At 63.3% G+C, this 16770-nt stretch carries 13 protein-coding genes and 1 tRNA gene; all 14 read left to right on the top strand.

The annotated features are described in order from the left end of the window. Positions 1-141 (top strand): EF-Tu C-terminal domain-related protein (locus tag AC5P9W_RS19620; RefSeq protein ID WP_487247787.1); only part of this gene is annotated, 141 nt, incomplete at its 5' end. 103 nt (positions 142-244) lie between these two features. Further along, positions 245-320, top strand: a tRNA-Trp gene (locus AC5P9W_RS19615). 49 nt (positions 321-369) lie between these two features. Continuing rightward, entirely contained in the window at positions 370-783 is a 414-nt protein-coding gene (secE, locus tag AC5P9W_RS19610) for a preprotein translocase subunit SecE (RefSeq protein WP_005408202.1), read from the top strand. Positions 784-793: 10 nt separating this feature from the next. Next, on the top strand, positions 794-1354 hold the full coding sequence (gene nusG, locus AC5P9W_RS19605; RefSeq protein WP_004154362.1) for a transcription termination/antitermination protein NusG: 561 nt from the start codon (positions 794-796) through the stop codon (positions 1352-1354). A 257-nt stretch (positions 1355-1611) separates the two neighbouring features. Then, the gene (gene rplK / locus AC5P9W_RS19600) at positions 1612-2040 is read left to right on the top strand and encodes a 50S ribosomal protein L11 (RefSeq protein ID WP_004145248.1); all 429 of its coding nucleotides are present in this window, start codon (positions 1612-1614) and stop codon (positions 2038-2040) included. Between the two features lie 4 nt (positions 2041-2044). Continuing rightward, positions 2045-2743 carry a 50S ribosomal protein L1 gene (rplA, locus tag AC5P9W_RS19595; protein ID WP_014646045.1) on the top strand — a complete coding sequence of 233 codons (699 nt, stop codon included), beginning with the start codon at positions 2045-2047 and terminating at the stop codon, positions 2741-2743. Between the two features lie 387 nt (positions 2744-3130). Next, a complete protein-coding gene (rplJ, locus tag AC5P9W_RS19590; RefSeq protein ID WP_010480377.1) occupies positions 3131-3667 on the top strand; it encodes a 50S ribosomal protein L10 in 537 nt (178 codons plus the stop codon). A 63-nt stretch (positions 3668-3730) separates the two neighbouring features. Next, entirely contained in the window at positions 3731-4099 is a 369-nt protein-coding gene (gene rplL, locus AC5P9W_RS19585) for a 50S ribosomal protein L7/L12 (protein ID WP_005408204.1), read from the top strand. 364 nt (positions 4100-4463) lie between these two features. Then, entirely contained in the window at positions 4464-8618 is a 4155-nt protein-coding gene (gene rpoB, locus AC5P9W_RS19580) for a DNA-directed RNA polymerase subunit beta (RefSeq protein ID WP_019662235.1), read from the top strand. Positions 8619-8707: 89 nt separating this feature from the next. After that, entirely contained in the window at positions 8708-12931 is a 4224-nt protein-coding gene (rpoC, locus tag AC5P9W_RS19575; RefSeq protein ID WP_019662236.1) for a DNA-directed RNA polymerase subunit beta', read from the top strand. Between the two features lie 322 nt (positions 12932-13253). Continuing rightward, positions 13254-13628: a 30S ribosomal protein S12 gene (gene rpsL, locus AC5P9W_RS19570; RefSeq protein ID WP_004145320.1), complete on the top strand. Its 375-nt coding sequence runs from the start codon at positions 13254-13256 to the stop codon at positions 13626-13628. A 12-nt stretch (positions 13629-13640) separates the two neighbouring features. Beyond that, on the top strand, positions 13641-14114 hold the full coding sequence (gene rpsG / locus AC5P9W_RS19565) for a 30S ribosomal protein S7 (RefSeq protein WP_004145321.1): 474 nt from the start codon (positions 13641-13643) through the stop codon (positions 14112-14114). 141 nt (positions 14115-14255) lie between these two features. After that, the gene (gene fusA, locus AC5P9W_RS19560; protein WP_019662237.1) at positions 14256-16397 is read left to right on the top strand and encodes an elongation factor G; all 2142 of its coding nucleotides are present in this window, start codon (positions 14256-14258) and stop codon (positions 16395-16397) included. Between the two features lie 52 nt (positions 16398-16449). Continuing rightward, positions 16450-16770: GTP-binding protein (locus AC5P9W_RS19555; protein WP_495201811.1), on the top strand; the 321-nt coding region annotated here is incomplete at its 3' end.

Here is a 16770-nt window from a genome sequence, read left to right as displayed (position 1 = left end):
GAAATGGTGATGCCGGGTGACAACGTCAAGATGGTCGTCACCCTGATCAACCCGGTGGCGATGGACGAAGGCCTGCGCTTCGCCATCCGCGAAGGCGGCCGCACCGTCGGCGCCGGCGTGGTCTCGAAGATCATCGAGTAAGCCTGCAGTACCGGTGGTTGCATAGCGCCGCCGGTTACGCGAATGGCGGGCCGGGAACCTCGGTCCGCCTTCGCCGTCTAAGGGAAGGCAAGTTTCAACACGTACGCCAGTAGCTCAATTGGCAGAGCAGCGGTCTCCAAAACCGCAGGTTGGGGGTTCGAGTCCCTCCTGGCGTGCCATCTGCCCACCTTATCCAGCGGCCTGGGCCGCTAAAGCAGACACAGCCGGATGAATAGCAAGATCGAACACTCCAAGGACAACTCCGCCAATGGCGGGGATATCGTCAAGTACGTCGCCGCATCGCTGCTGGTGCTGGCCGGTCTGTTCGTCTGGTTCTGGTTCTCCGCCGATTCCGGTCGCGCCACCCAGCTGGGTGCGTGGGCGGGTCAGCTGCGTGCGTTGGCGGTTGTGGTCGGTCTGGTTGGCGGTATCGGCGTGTTCATGCTGACCGGCAAGGGGCGCGACACCCGCGAATTCCTCTCCGAGTCGCGCTTCGAACTGCGCAAGGTGGTCTGGCCGACGCGCCAGGAAGCCATCCGCATGACCTGGGTCGTGATGGTGGTGGTGACCATTCTCAGTCTGTTGCTGGGTGGGTTCGATTACGTCATTCAGTGGCTGGTTCAGTTGTTCCTGAGCCGCTAAGGAGAATTGCATGAAGCGTTGGTACGTCGTTCACGCCTATTCGGGCTTCGAGAAGTCGGTGGCGCAGGCCCTGCGCGATCGCATCGTCCGTGACGGCATGGAAGAGCGCTTCGGCGATGTCCTGGTCCCGACCGAAGAAGTGGTCGAGATGCGCGCTGGCCAGAAGCGCCGCTCCGAGCGCAAGTTCTTCCCGGGTTATGTGCTGGTCCAGATCGAGACCCACGAAGAAGCCGGCATTCCGCGCATCGACAACGAAAGCTGGCATCTGGTCAAGGAAACCCCGCGCGTCATGGGCTTCATCGGCGGCACCGCCGACCGTCCGCTGCCGATCGCCGATTCCGAGGCCGAGGCCATCCTGAACCGCGTTCAGGAAGGTGTCGAGAAGCCGCGTCCGAAGGTGCTGTTCGAGCCGGGCCAGATGGTCCGCGTCACTGATGGCCCGTTCAACGATTTCAATGGCGTCGTCGAAGAAGTCAACTACGAGAAGAGCCGTCTGCGCGTTTCCGTGCTGATCTTCGGTCGCGCTACTCCGGTCGAACTCGAGTTCGGCCAGGTCGAAAAAGCCGTCTGATCCAACTGCAGAGTCGAGCCATGCTCGGCTCCTGAACAGAAACCGGGCTTGGCCCGGTTTCTCTCGTTTATGTGCCACTTCAGGCATGTGAAGAAAAAACCTGATATAGTGCGCGGCTCCCCGCTGGGAAGCCAGCAGGATGAGGCCGCCGCAAGGCGGCCTTCAGCATGATTTCAAAACGCGATGCCGGGACGCGTGATTCCCGGTCCGATGGGGAGCCTGTTGTCGAAAGGCGCTAGCACCCGGAGAGTACTCACATGGCAAAGAAAGTTGTCGGTTACATCAAGCTGCAGGTGAAGGCCGGTCAGGCCAACCCCTCGCCGCCGGTCGGCCCTGCGCTGGGTCAGCGCGGTCTGAACATCATGGAATTCTGCAAGGCGTTCAACGCTGCCACGCAGAAGCTCGAGCCGGGCCTGCCGGTTCCGGTGATCATCACGGCCTACTCGGACCGTACGTTCACCTTCATCACCAAGAGCACCCCGGCCACCACCCTGCTGAAGAAGGCTGCTGGCATCTCGTCGGGCTCCAAGCGCCCGAACACCGAGAAGGTCGGCAAGGTCACCCGTAAGCAGCTGGAAGAGATCGCCAAGGCGAAGGAACCGGATCTGACTGCCGCCGATCTGGACGCCGCCGTGCGTACCATCGCTGGCTCTGCCCGTTCCATGGGCCTCGTGGTGGAGGGTTAATAAGATGGCACAGACCAAGCGTGAGAAGGCCATCAAGGCCGCCGTCGTCCCGGGCAAGGCATACGCCTTCGAGGACGCGATCAACATCCTGAAGACCGCCACCAAGGCCAAGTTCGTCGAGTCGATCGACGTCGCTGTGCGCCTGGGCGTCGATGCGAAGAAGTCCGACCAGCAGGTCCGTGGCTCCACCGTGCTGCCGGCCGGTACCGGCAAGTCGGTCCGCGTCGCCGTGTTCGCTCCGGCCGGTGCCAAGGCTGACGAAGCCCTGGCCGCTGGCGCCGAAGCCGTCGGCATGGATGATCTGGCCGAGAAGATGCAGGCCGGCGATCTGAACTACGACGTCGTCATCGCGACCCCGGACGCCATGCGCGTCGTCGGCAAGCTGGGCACCGTGCTGGGCCCGCGTGGCCTGATGCCGAACCCGAAGGTCGGCACCGTTTCCCCGAACCCGGGTGAAGCCGTGAAGAACGCCAAGTCGGGCCAGGTCCGTTACCGTACCGACAAGGCCGGCATCATCCACTGCACCATCGGCAAGGCCGACTTCGCCGAAGACGCGCTGAAGTCGAACCTGACCGCGCTGCTGCTGGACCTGATCAAGGCCAAGCCGGCCACCTCCAAGGGCACCTACCTGCAGAAGGTTTCGGTCAGCTCGACGATGGGCCCGGGCGTCACCGTCGACCAGTCGTCGCTGACCCTGAAGTAATTGTTTCAAGCGGTCACGGTACCTTCGGTGCCGTGACCGTGACATTTGAAGGCATCGCTGGCAGTGCATCGCCCGCGGTAGCCGTCAAAGACCGCAGGCGCGGTCGTGGCAATACCGGCGACGGGCAGGGAAGCTCGACCTGGCAAGGAGTCGCCGCCGGAGCAGTCATGAACGCTTAATCGATTCCCCGGAATCACCCTGCGTAGATGGTGCCCTTCTGGAGTTTTTCTGGTTCACGCACGTCTGGGTTTCCCCAGGTTGGCCCACTCCAGGTCTAGAACGGCCCACCCCCGGAACATCATCCCGATGTTCCCGGCGTCCAGGACGGATGCCGCACAGGACCGCACACGGCAGGAGCCGTAAGCGGAGTTCAATAGGAGGAGTGCAATGGCTCTCAATCTGTCCCAGAAGCAAGAAGTAGTCGCCGAGCTGGCAGACGTCGCCGCCAAGGCCCACTCCTTGATCGCAGCCGAATACGCTGGCACCACGGTCGCCCAGATGACCGCGATGCGCAAGCAGGCTCGTGAAACCGGTGTTTTCTTGAAGGTTGTCAAGAACACCCTGGCTTCGCGCGCCGTTGAAGGCACCGAGTTCGCAGTCGCCCAGGACCAGATGGTTGGTCCGCTGCTGTACGCGTTCTCGCTCGAGGAGCCCGGCGCTGCCGGTCGCCTGATCAAGGAAGCCGCCAAGGGCAACGACAAGCTGAAGGCTAAGGTCGTCGCCATCGGTGGCGAAGTGTTCCCGGCAAGCCACGTCGAAGTGCTGGCCTCGCTGCCGACCCGCGACCAGGCCCTGGCCATGCTGGCCCGCGTCCTGACCGAGCCGGTCACGATGTTTGCCCGCGCCATCAAGGCCGTTGGCGAGAAGCAGGGTGGTGGCGACGTCGCTGCCGACGCTGCCGAGCCGGCCGCCGAGACCGCCTGAGTTTCGACTTATCGTGGTTCCTGACGGAACCTCAACCCAGAAAATCATCCAAAGGTATTAATCATGTCCCTTACCAACGAACAGATCGTCGACGCCATCGCCGAGAAGTCCCTGATGGAAGTGATGGAGCTGGTCAAGGCCATCGAAGAGAAGTTCGGCGTCTCCGCCGCTGCTCCGGTTGCCGTGGCTGCCGCCGCTGGCCCGGCCGCTGCTGTTGAAGAGCAGACCGAGTTCACCGTCACCCTGAAGTCGGCCGGCGACAAGAAGGTCGAAGTCATCAAGGCCGTCCGCGCCATCACCGGCCTGGGCCTGAAGGAAGCGAAGGACCTGGCCGAAGCCGGTGGCGTCCTGAAGGAAGGCGCTTCGAAGGAAGACGCCGAGAAGATGAAGAAGGACCTGGAAGCTGCTGGCGCGACTGTCGAAGTCAAGTAAGCAGTTACCTTGCATCGTCATCGATTCGCGGCGATGCAGCCAAGGCTGGGGGCGTAAGCCCCCGGCCTTTGGTCGTTGTTGCGGTGGTGTAGAGTCGACTGTTGGTCGACTGCTGTGAAGGAAGTCGACCAACAGTCGACTCTACCGTTTCAAAAGCAGGAAAAAGCCCAACACGGGCTGCAGTCAAACCCCGGCAGGCCAGCGCACGGCGCGGCAGCGGGGGCGTGGTAGCAGACGAGTTGGCAGTTGGAAGTAGCGGGAGAAGGCGTGCTGGTGCCGGCAATACCAGCGACTTCCAACTGACAATTTCAAGTTCCCTTCAGGGTCGTGGACGCACGGCCCGCACAACAAGGTGGAAGACCTCATGACGTCCTATTCGTTCACCGAAAAAAAGCGTATCCGCAAGGATTTCGGCAAGCAGCGCTCGATTCTCGAAGTGCCGTTCCTGCTCGCCATCCAGGTGGATTCCTATCGTGAATTCCTGCAGGAAAACGTCGATCCGGCCAAGCGCACGGACCACGGCCTGCATGCTGCGCTGAAGTCGGTCTTCCCGATCGCCAGCTACAGCGGCAATGCTGCCCTGGAATACGTCGGCTACAAGCTGGGCGAACCGGTCTTCGACGAGCGTGAGTGCCGCCAGCGCGGCATGAGCTACGGCGCCCCGCTGCGCGTCACCGTGCGCCTGGTGATCTACGACCGTGAGTCGTCGACCAAGGCCATCAAGTACGTGAAGGAGCAGGAGGTCTATCTGGGCGAAATCCCGCTGATGACCGAGAACGGCACCTTCATCGTCAACGGTACCGAGCGCGTCATCGTCTCGCAGCTGCACCGCTCGCCGGGCGTGTTCTTCGACCACGACCGCGGCAAGACCCACAGCTCGGGCAAGCTGCTGTACAGCGCCCGCATCATTCCTTACCGCGGTTCCTGGCTGGACTTCGAGTTCGACCCGAAGGATGCGCTGTTCACCCGTATCGACCGCCGCCGCAAGCTGCCGGTGTCGATCCTGCTGCGCGCGCTTGGTTACAGCAACGAAGAGATGCTGGCCGAGTTCTTCGAGATCAACACCTTCCACATCAACCCGGATGAAGGCGTCCAGCTGGAGCTGGTGCCCGAGCGCCTGCGTGGCGAAACCCTGGGCTTCGACCTCGCCGACGGCGACAAGGTCATCGTGGAAGCCGGCAAGCGCATCACCGCGCGCCACATCAAGCAGCTGGAAGCCTCGGGCATCGCCGCCCTGGCCGTGCCGGACGACTACATCGTCGGCCGCATCCTGTCGCACGACGTGGTCGATGCCTCGACCGGCGAACTGCTGGCCCAGGCCAACGACGAGATCACCGACGAACAGCTGCAGGCCTTCCGCAAGGCCGGCGTGGACGCGGTCGGCACCCTGTGGGTGAACGACCTGGATCGTGGTCCGTACCTGTCCAACACCCTGCGCATCGACCCGACCAAGACCCAGCTGGAAGCGCTGGTCGAGATCTACCGCATGATGCGTCCGGGCGAGCCGCCGACCAAGGATGCCGCGCAGAACCTGTTCCACAACCTGTTCTTCACCTTCGAGCGCTACGACCTGTCCGCGGTCGGCCGCATGAAGTTCAACCGTCGCGTGGGCCGCAAGGAAACCACCGGCGAAGCCGTGCTGTACGACAGCAAGTACTTCGGTGAGCGCAACGACGAAGAGTCCAAGCGCCTGGTCGCCGCCCACGGCGACAGCTCCGACATCCTCGACGTGATCAAGGTCCTGACCGAGATCCGCAACGGTCGCGGCGTGGTCGACGACATCGATCACCTGGGCAACCGTCGCGTGCGCTCGGTCGGTGAAATGGCCGAGAACGTGTTCCGCGTGGGCCTGGTCCGCGTCGAGCGCGCGGTCAAGGAGCGCCTGTCGATGGCCGAGTCGGAAGGCCTGACCCCTCAGGAGCTGATCAACGCCAAGCCGGTCGCCGCTGCCATCAAGGAGTTCTTCGGTTCCTCGCAGCTGTCGCAGTTCATGGATCAGAACAACCCGCTGTCGGAAGTGACGCACAAGCGTCGCGTCTCGGCCCTGGGCCCGGGCGGCCTGACCCGCGAGCGCGCCGGCTTCGAAGTGCGCGACGTGCACCCGACCCATTACGGCCGCGTCTGCACCATCGAAACCCCGGAAGGCCCGAACATCGGCCTGATCAACTCGCTGGCCGTGTACGCCCGCACCAACCAGTACGGTTTCCTCGAGACCCCGTACCGAAAGGTCGTGGACGGCAAGGTCTATGACGAAGTCGAGTTCCTGTCGGCGATCGAAGAAAACGAGTACGTCATTGCGCAGGCCAACGCGCTGACCGACGCCAAGGGCACCCTGACCGAGCAGTTCGTGCCGTGCCGCTTCCAGGGCGAATCGCTGCTGAAGCCGCCGGCGGAAGTGCACTTCATGGACGTCTCGCCGATGCAGACCGTGTCGATCGCGGCCGCGCTGGTTCCGTTCCTGGAGCACGATGACGCCAACCGCGCACTGATGGGCGCCAACATGCAGCGTCAGGCCGTGCCGACCCTGCGTGCGCAGAAGCCGCTGGTGGGTACCGGCATCGAGCGCGCCGTGGCGCGTGACTCCGGCGTGACCGTGAACGCCCGCCGTGGTGGCGAGATCGTGCAGATCGACGCAGCCCGCATCGTGGTCAAGGTCAACGAGGAAGAGATCGTTGGCGCCACCGACGCGGGCGTGGACATCTACAACCTGGTCAAGTACACCCGTTCGAACCAGAACACCTGCATCAACCAGCGTCCGCTGGTCCAGGTGGGTGACGTCATCGCCCGCGGTGACGTGCTGGCCGACGGTCCGTCCACCGACATCGGCGAACTGGCCCTGGGCCAGAACATGCTGATCGCGTTCATGCCGTGGAACGGCTACAACTTCGAAGACTCCATCCTGCTGTCCGAGCGCGTGGTGGAAGAAGATCGTTACACCACGATCCACATCGAAGAGCTGACCTGCGTCGCGCGTGACACCAAGCTGGGGCCGGAGGAAATCTCCGCCGACATCCCGAACGTCTCCGAGCAGGCGCTGAACCGCCTGGACGAGAGCGGCGTGGTGTACATCGGTGCGGAAGTCCGTGCCGGCGACATCCTGGTCGGCAAGGTCACCCCGAAGGGCGAAAGCCAGCTGACTCCGGAAGAGAAGCTGCTGCGCGCGATCTTCGGCGAGAAGGCTTCGGACGTGAAGGACAGCTCGCTGCGCGTTCCGCCGGGCATGGACGGCACCGTCATCGACGTGCAGGTCTTCACCCGCGACGGCATCGAGAAGGACAAGCGCGCCCGCCAGATCGAAGAGTCTGAAATCAAGCGCGTCAAGAAGGACTTCGACGACCAGTTCCGCATCCTGGAGGCCGCCATCTACATGCGTCTGCGTTCGCAGATCGTGGGCAAGGTGGTCAACGGTGGCGCTGGCCTGAAGAAGGGTGACGTGATCACCGACGCCTTCCTGGACGGCCTGAAGAAGGCTGACTGGTTCGCCCTGCGCATGAAGGACGAAGACGCTTCGGAAGCCATCGAGCGCGCACAGAAGCAGATCCAGGCGCACGAGAAGGAATTCGAGCGTCGCTTCGCCGACAAGCGCGGCAAGATCACCGCCGGTGACGACCTCGCCCCGGGCGTGCTGAAGATGGTCAAGGTGTTCCTGGCCGTGAAGCGCCGCATCCAGCCGGGCGACAAGATGGCCGGCCGCCACGGCAACAAGGGTGTGGTCTCCAACGTGGTGCCGGTCGAGGACATGCCGTACATGGCCTCGGGCGAAACCGTGGATATCGTGCTGAACCCGCTGGGCGTGCCGTCGCGCATGAACATCGGCCAGATCCTGGAAGTGCACCTGGGCTGGGCCGCCAAGGGCCTGGGTCGCAAGATCCAGGCGATGCTGGAAGCCCAGGCGGCGGTGGCCGACCTGCGCAAGTTCCTGGACGACATCTACAACCACGACGATACCAACGTGGCCAACCGTGTCGACCTGTCGCAGTTCAGCGACGAGGAACTGCTGCGCCTGGCCCGCAACCTGACCGACGGCGTGCCGATGGCCACCCCGGTGTTCGACGGCGCCACCGAAGCGGAAATCAAGCGCATGCTGGAACTGGCCGACCTGCCGAGCAGTGGCCAGACCCAGCTGTACGACGGCCGCACCGGTGAAGCATTCGATCGCCACACCACGGTTGGCTACATGCACTACCTGAAGCTGAACCACCTGGTCGACGACAAGATGCACGCCCGTTCGACCGGCCCGTACTCGCTCGTCACCCAGCAGCCGCTGGGCGGCAAGGCGCAGTTCGGCGGCCAGCGCTTCGGTGAAATGGAAGTCTGGGCGCTGGAAGCCTACGGCGCGGCCTACACCCTGCAGGAAATGCTGACGGTGAAGTCCGACGACGTGCAGGGCCGCAACCAGATGTACAAGAACATCGTCGACGGTGAGCACGAGATGGTCGCGGGCATGCCGGAATCCTTCAACGTGCTCGTGAAGGAAATCCGCTCGCTGGCCATCAACATGGAACTGGAAGACAACTGATCCATGCCGGCGCGGCGGCCTCCACCGCCGCGCCGCTGGCAGTGAACTGAAAGCCCATCGACACAGCATTCCTCCTTCTGGAGAACACCATGAAAGACCTGCTCAACCTCTTCAACCAGCAGCGCCAGACGCTGGACTTCGACGCGATCAAGATCGCGCTGGCCTCGCCGGACCTGATCCGTTCGTGGTCCTTCGGCGAAGTGAAGAAGCCGGAAACCATCAACTACCGCACCTTCAAGCCGGAACGCGACGGCCTGTTCTGCGCCGCCATCTTCGGACCGGTGAAGGACTACGAGTGCCTGTGCGGCAAGTACAAGCGCATGAAGCACCGCGGCGTGGTCTGCGAAAAGTGCGGCACCGAAGTGACCCTGGCCAAGGTGCGCCGCGAGCGCATGGGCCACATCGACCTGGCCTCGCCGGTCGCCCACATCTGGTTCCTGAAGTCGCTGCCGTCGCGCATCGGCCTGATGCTGGACATGACCCTGCGCGACATCGAGCGCGTGCTGTATTTCGAAGCCTACGTGGTGACCGAGCCGGGCCTGACCGCCCTGGAACGCCGCCAGCTGCTGACCGAGGAACAGTACCTGCAGGCCCGCCAGGAGCACGGTGACGACTTCGACGCCGCGATGGGCGCCGAGGCCGTGTACGAACTGCTGCGCACGATCGACCTGCAGTCGGAAATGACCCGCCTGCGCGAGGAAATCGCCGCTACCGGTTCGGAAACCAAGCTCAAGCGCCTCACCAAGCGCATCAAGCTGATCGAAGCCTTCCTGGAATCGGGCAACCGTCCGGAATGGATGGTCATGACCGTGCTGCCGGTGCTGCCGCCGGACCTGCGTCCGCTGGTCCCGCTGGATGGCGGCCGCTTCGCGACCTCCGACCTGAACGACCTGTACCGCCGCGTCATCAACCGCAACAACCGCCTGCGCCGCCTGCTCGAACTGAGCGCGCCGGACATCATCGTGCGCAATGAAAAGCGCATGCTGCAGGAGTCGGTCGATGCGCTGCTGGACAACGGCCGTCGTGGCCGTGCCATCACCGGCACCAACAAGCGCCCGCTGAAGTCGCTGGCCGACATGATCAAGGGCAAGCAGGGTCGCTTCCGCCAGAACCTGCTCGGCAAGCGCGTCGACTACTCGGGCCGTTCGGTCATCGTGGTCGGCCCGTACCTGCGCCTGCACCAGTGCGGCCTGCCGAAGAAGATGGCGCTCGAGCTGTTCAAGCCGTTCGTCTTCGCCAAGCTGCAGCGTCGTGGCCTGGCCACCACCATCAAGGCCGCCAAGAAGCTGGTCGAGCGCGAAGAAGCCGAAGTCTGGGACATCCTGGAAGAGGTCATCCGCGAGCATCCGGTGATGCTGAACCGTGCGCCGACCCTGCACCGTCTGGGTATCCAGGCGTTCGAGCCGGTGCTGATCGAAGGCAAGGCCATCCAGCTGCACCCGCTGGTCTGCACCGCGTTCAACGCCGACTTCGACGGTGACCAGATGGCCGTCCACGTGCCGCTCTCGCTGGAAGCCCAGCTGGAAGCGCGTGCGCTGATGATGTCGACCAACAACATCCTGTCGCCGGCCAACGGCGAGCCGATCATCGTACCGTCGCAGGACGTCGTGCTGGGTCTGTACTACATGACCCGCTCGCTGGAGAACAAGAAGGGCGAGGGCATGGCCTTCGCCAACATCGCCGAAGTCAAGCGCGCCTACGACAACCGCGTGGTGGAACTGCACGCCAAGGTCAAGGTCCGCATCACCGAGGTGGTGACCGACGAAGATGGCAACAAGCAGAACAAGACCTCGATCGTGGACACCACGATCGGTCGCGCCCTGCTGGCTGAAATCCTGCCGGAAGGCCTGCCGTTCGCACTGGCCAATGTCGAACTGACCAAGAAGAACATCAGCCGCCTGATCAACTCCAGCTACCGCCAGCTGGGCCTGAAGGACACGGTCGTGTTCGCTGACAAGCTGATGTACACCGGCTTCGCCTACGCGACCCGTGCCGGCGTCTCGATCGGCATCGACGACATGCTGATCCCGGACGAGAAGAAGGGCATCCTCACCGAGGCCGAAGCCGAAGTGCTGGAAATCCAGGAGCAGTACCAGTCGGGCCTGGTCACCGCCGGCGAGCGCTACAACAAGGTGGTCGACATCTGGTCGCGCACCAACGAGCGCATCGCCAAGGCGATGATGGACACCATCGGTACCGAGAAGGTGGTCAATGCCAAGGGTGAGACCATCGACCAGAAGTCGATGAACTCGCTGTACATCATGGCCGACTCCGGTGCGCGTGGTTCGCAGGCGCAGATCCGTCAGCTGGCCGGCATGCGCGGCCTGATGGCCCGCCCGGACGGCTCGATCATCGAGACGCCCATCAAGGCGAACTTCCGCGAAGGCCTGAACGTGCAGGAGTACTTCAACTCCACCCACGGTGCCCGTAAGGGTCTGGCCGATACCGCGCTGAAGACCGCGAACTCGGGTTACCTGACCCGTCGTCTGGTCGACGTCGCGCAGGACGTGGTGATCACCGAGGTGGATTGCGGTACCACCGAAGGCCTGATCATGACCCCGATCGTGGAAGGCGGCGACGTGGTCGAGCCGCTGAAGGACCGCGTGCTGGGTCGCGTGGTGGCCGAGGACGTGTTCCTGCCGGGCAACGATGAAGATCCGATCGTCACCCGCAACACCCTGCTGGACGAAGCCTGGGTTGCCAAGCTGGAAGATGCCGGCGTGCAGACCATCAAGGTTCGCTCGACCATCTCCTGCGAATCGGCCTTCGGTGTCTGCTCGCGCTGCTACGGCCGCGATCTGGCCCGCGGCCACCTGGTCAACATCGGTGAAGCGGTCGGCGTCATCGCCGCCCAGTCCATCGGTGAGCCGGGTACCCAGCTGACCATGCGTACGTTCCACATCGGTGGTGCGGCGTCGCGAGCTGCTGCGGTCGACAACATCACCGTCAAGACCACCGGCTCGGTCAAGTTCAGCAACCTCAAGTCGGTCGAGCATGCCAACGGCTCGCTGGTGGCAGTGTCGCGCTCGGGCGAAATCTCGGTGCTCGATGCCCACGGCCGTGAGCGTGAGCGTTACAAGTTGCCGTACGGTGCGACCATCACGTCCAAGGACGGTGATGCGATCAAGGCGGGCCAGACCGTGGCCAACTGGGATCCGCATAACCACCCGATCGTGTCGGAAGTGGCCGGCTTCATCCGCTTCATCGACTTCGTCGACGGCATCACCGTCATCGAGAAGACCGACGAGCTGACCGGCCTTGCTTCGCGCGAAATCACCGATCCGAAGCGTCGTGGTACCCAGGCCAAGGATCTGCGCCCGATCGTGCGCATCGTCGACGCCAAGGGCAACGACCTGTCGATTCCGGGCACCGACCTGCCGGCGCAGTACCTGCTGCCGCCGCGCTCGATCGTCAACCTGCAGGACGGCGCTGCCGTCGGCGTGGGTGACGTGGTCGCCAAGATTCCGCAGGAAGCGTCGAAGACCCGCGACATCACCGGTGGTCTGCCGCGCGTGGCCGATCTGTTCGAAGCCCGCAAGCCGAAGGATCCGGCGGTGCTGGCCGAGCGTTCGGGCATCATCAGCTTCGGCAAGGACACCAAGGGCAAGCAGCGCCTGATCATCAAGGACACCGATGGTTCGGAGCACGAAGAGCTGATCCCGAAGTACCGCCAGGTCATCGTGTTCGAAGGCGAGCATGTCACCAAGGGTGAAACCATCGTGGACGGCGAGCCGAGCCCGCAGGACATCCTGCGCCTGCTGGGTGTCGAACCGCTGGCTGCCTACCTGGTGAAGGAAATCCAGGACGTGTATCGCCTGCAGGGCGTGAAGATCAACGACAAGCACATCGAGGTGATCACCCGCCAGATGCTGCGCAAGGTCGAGATCACCGACCAGGGCAGCAGCAAGTTCCTGAACGGCGAACAGGTGGAGCGCCAGCGCGTTATCGAGGAGAATGCGCGCCTCGCGGCCCGCAACGAGCTGCCGGCTCGTTTCGATCCGGTGCTGCTGGGTATCACCAAGGCCTCGCTGGCGACTGAATCGTTCATCTCGGCCGCGTCGTTCCAGGAAACCACCCGTGTGTTGACCGAGGCGGCCGTCCGCGGCACCTCGGACAACCTGCGCGGCCTGAAGGAAAACGTCATCGTGGGTCGCCTGATTCCGGCCGGTACCGGCCTGGCGTACCACAGCAACCGCCGCCGCGGCGCCTCCGGCCTTACCGAGTCGGAAATGCAGACCCTGGCCGGCACTCCGGCTGCGGTCGAGGCAGCGGTGGTTGAAGCCGAAGCTGAACAGGCCTCGGGCGAAGAATGATGCATCCGGTCCGGCCGCAAAGCCGGACCACCCGGGCGGTAGAGTCGACTGTTGGTCGACTGCCATCGAGAGTCGGCTAACAGTCGACTCTACCGGCGCAGGGCAGGGTGGACCTCGTGGTTCACCCCGCCAACCTGAACGGGGTACATGGAGGCCCCCCAGTAACGTTCCGGGATCAGGAGCGGGCTTGACAGGAGGCGTTTGACTGCTTTCCTGGCAGGTTGCTACAATCGTCTGTCTCAGCAGGCCAGAATTTTGGCCTGCTTTAACATTTCCGCATCTCTGGCCGGATTTTCCGGCCACCAATCAGAAGAACCTACTGATGGCGACGATCAACCAGCTGGTCCGCAAGCCGCGGCAAGCGACCACCTACAAGAGTGCCTCGCCGGCGCTCGACAAGTGCCCGCAGCGCCGTGGCGTCTGCACCCGTGTCTACACCACCACTCCGAAGAAGCCGAACTCGGCTCTGCGCAAGGTTGCCAAGGTCCGCCTGACCAACCAGGAAGAAGTGATTTCCTACATCGGTGGTGAAGGCCACAACCTGCAGGAGCACTCCGTGGTCCTGATCCGCGGCGGTCGCGTCAAGGACCTGCCGGGTGTGCGTTACCACACCGTTCGTGGCTCGCTCGACGCCGCCGGCGTTGCCAAGCGTCGCCAGGCCCGTTCCAAGTACGGCGCCAAGCGTCCGAAGGCATAAGGAGAGAGCACAATGTCGCGTAAGGGTAATACTCCGCAGCGTTCCGTCCTGCCCGATCCGAAGCACGGAAGCGAAACCATCGCCCGTTTCATCAACATGGTCATGCAGAGCGGCAAGAAGTCCGTCGCCGAGAAGATCGTGTACGGCGCCATGGACGTGATCACCGAGAAGAACAGCAGCGCCAACGCCATTGAACTGGTGCAGAAGGCTCTGGACAACGTCGCTCCGGCGGTCGAAGTCAAGTCGCGCCGCGTCGGTGGTGCCACCTACCAGGTGCCGGTCGAAGTGCGTTCGTCGCGCAAGATGGCCCTGGCCATGCGCTGGCTGATCGACTCCGCGCGCAAGCGCGGCGAGAACACCATGCCGAAGAAGCTGGCTGCTGAACTGATCGACGCCTCGGAAAACCGTGGCGGCGCCATCAAGAAGCGCGAAGAAACCCACCGCATGGCCGAAGCCAACAAGGCATTCGCCCACTACCGCTGGTGAGTTTGACGGCCTTGTAAAACAGGCAGGGCAGCACCACTTCGGTGCGTGCTGCCTCGCGGTCCCAGAAAGACTGCGCCAATCCGAAGGCCGCCGAAAGGCGGCGTTCGGCCATCCGAAATCCAAGAAATCTGAGAGGCTCCCGTGGCCCGTTCCACTCCCATCGAGCGTTACCGTAACTTCGGCATCATGGCTCACATCGATGCCGGCAAGACCACCACGTCCGAGCGCATCCTGTTCTACACCGGCAAGAGCCACAAGATCGGTGAAGTGCACGACGGCGCCGCCACCATGGACTGGATGGAGCAGGAGCAGGAGCGTGGCATCACGATCCAGTCCGCTGCCACCACCGCGTTCTGGAAGGGCATGGACAAGTCCCTGCCGGAGCACCGCTTCAACATCATCGACACCCCGGGGCACGTCGACTTCACCATCGAAGTTGAGCGCTCGCTGCGCGTGCTCGACGGTGCCGTCTTCGTCCTGTGCGCCGTCGGTGGCGTGCAGCCGCAGTCGGAAACCGTGTGGCGCCAGGCCAACAAGTACCACGTGCCGCGCATCGCGTTCGTCAACAAGATGGACCGCACCGGTGCCAACTTCCAGAAGGTCGTCGGCCAGCTGAAGGCCAAGCTGGGCGCGGTTGCCGTGCCGATGCAGCTGCCGATCGGCGCTGAAGACAACTTCAAGGGCGTTGTCGACCTGCTGAAGATGAAGGCCATCCACTGGGATGAAGCCTCGCAGGGCATGAAGTTCGAGTACAGCGACATCCCGGCCGATCTGCAGGCGGCTGCGGAAGAAGCTCGCCAGTTCATGGTCGAGACCGCTGCTGAAGCCAGCGAAGAGCTGATGGAAAAGTACCTGGGCGGCGAAGAGCTGGCCGAGGCCGAAATCATCAACGCGCTGCGTACCCGTACCCTGGCCACCGAGATCGTGCCGATGTACTGCGGCTCGGCCTTCAAGAACAAGGGCGTGCAGGCCATGCTGGACGGCGTGATCCAGCTGCTGCCGTCGCCGGTCGACGTGCCGGACGTGAAGGGCGTGGACGTTGACGACGACACCGTCGAAATGACCCGCAAGTCGGACGACAAGGCGCCGTTCTCGTCGCTGGCCTTCAAGATCATCACCGACCCGTTCGTCGGCGCGCTGACCTTCTTCCGTGTCTACTCGGGCACCCTGAACGGTGGCGACACCGTGCTGAACTCGGTGAAGGGCAAGAAGGAGCGCATCGGCCGCATCCTGCAGATGCACTCGAACAACCGCGAGGAAATCAAGGAAGTTCTGGCTGGTGACATCGCTGCTGCCGTGGGCCTGAAGGACACCACCACCGGTGACACCCTGTGCGCCGTGGATGCCCCGATCATCCTGGAGCGCATGACGTTCCCGGAGCCGGTGATCTCCATGGCCGTCGAGCCGAAGACCAAGTCGGACCAGGAAAAGATGGGTCTGGCGCTGGGTCGCCTGGCGCAGGAAGATCCGTCGTTCCGCGTCAAGACCGACGAAGAATCCGGCCAGACCATCATCTCGGGCATGGGCGAGCTGCACCTGGACATCATCGTCGACCGCCTGAAGCGCGAGTTCAACGTTGAAGCCAACGTCGGCGCGCCGCAGGTGGCCTACCGCGAAACCATCACCCTGGCTGACGTCAAGTCGGACTACAAGCACGCCAAGCAGTCCGGTGGTAAGGGTCAGTACGGTCACGTCGTGATCGAGCTGTCGCCGATCACCGCTGAAGATCGTGCCGATCCGAAGATCGCTCCGATGATCAAGGACGATTTCCTGTTCATCAACGACATCACCGGCGGCGTGATCCCGAAGGAATTCATTCCGTCGGTTGAAAAGGGCCTGCGCGAAACCATCACCAGCGGCCCGCTGGCTGGCTTCCCGGTCGTGGACGTCAAGGTGAAGCTGGTGTTCGGTTCGTACCACGACGTCGACTCCTCGGAAATGGCGTTCAAGCTGGCTTCGTCGATGGCCTTCAAGCAGGGCTTCGCCAAGGCCAAGCCGGTGCTGCTGGAGCCGATCATGAAGGTCGAGATCGTGACCCCGGAGGATTACCAGGGTGACGTGATGGGCGACGTCAGCCGTCGTCGCGGCGTGCTGCAGGGTTCCGACACCACCGGTGACGGTTCGGCCAGCATCATCAACGCGATGATCCCGCTGGGTGAAATGTTCGGCTACGCCACTGCGCTGCGTTCGCAGACCCAGGGCCGCGCCACCTTCACCATGGAATTCGATCACTACGAGCCGGCTCCGACCAACATCGCCGAAGCCGTCATGAAGAAGGGCTGAGCCTCGCTCAGCCTCTCTTGAAACCATTTACGAACAATCAAGGTATAGAACAATGGCAAAGGGTAAGTTCGAGCGCACCAAGCCGCACGTCAACGTCGGCACCATCGGTCACGTCGACCACGGCAAGACCACGCTGACCGCTGCACTGACCAAGATCGGTGCCGAGCGCTTCGGTGGCGAGTTCAAGGATTACTCCTCGATCGACGCTGCTCCGGAAGAAAAGGCACGTGGTATCACGATCTCGACCGCGCACGTCGAATACGAATCCCCGATCCGTCACTACGCCCACGTTGACTGCCCGGGCCACGCTGACTACGTCAAGAACATGATCACCGGTGCCGCCCAGATGGACGGCGCGATCCTGGTGTGCTCG

Source organism: Stenotrophomonas sp. YJH_SMC_33 (assembly GCF_059372295.1).
This window is presented reverse-complemented; position numbering and strand designations above follow the sequence as displayed.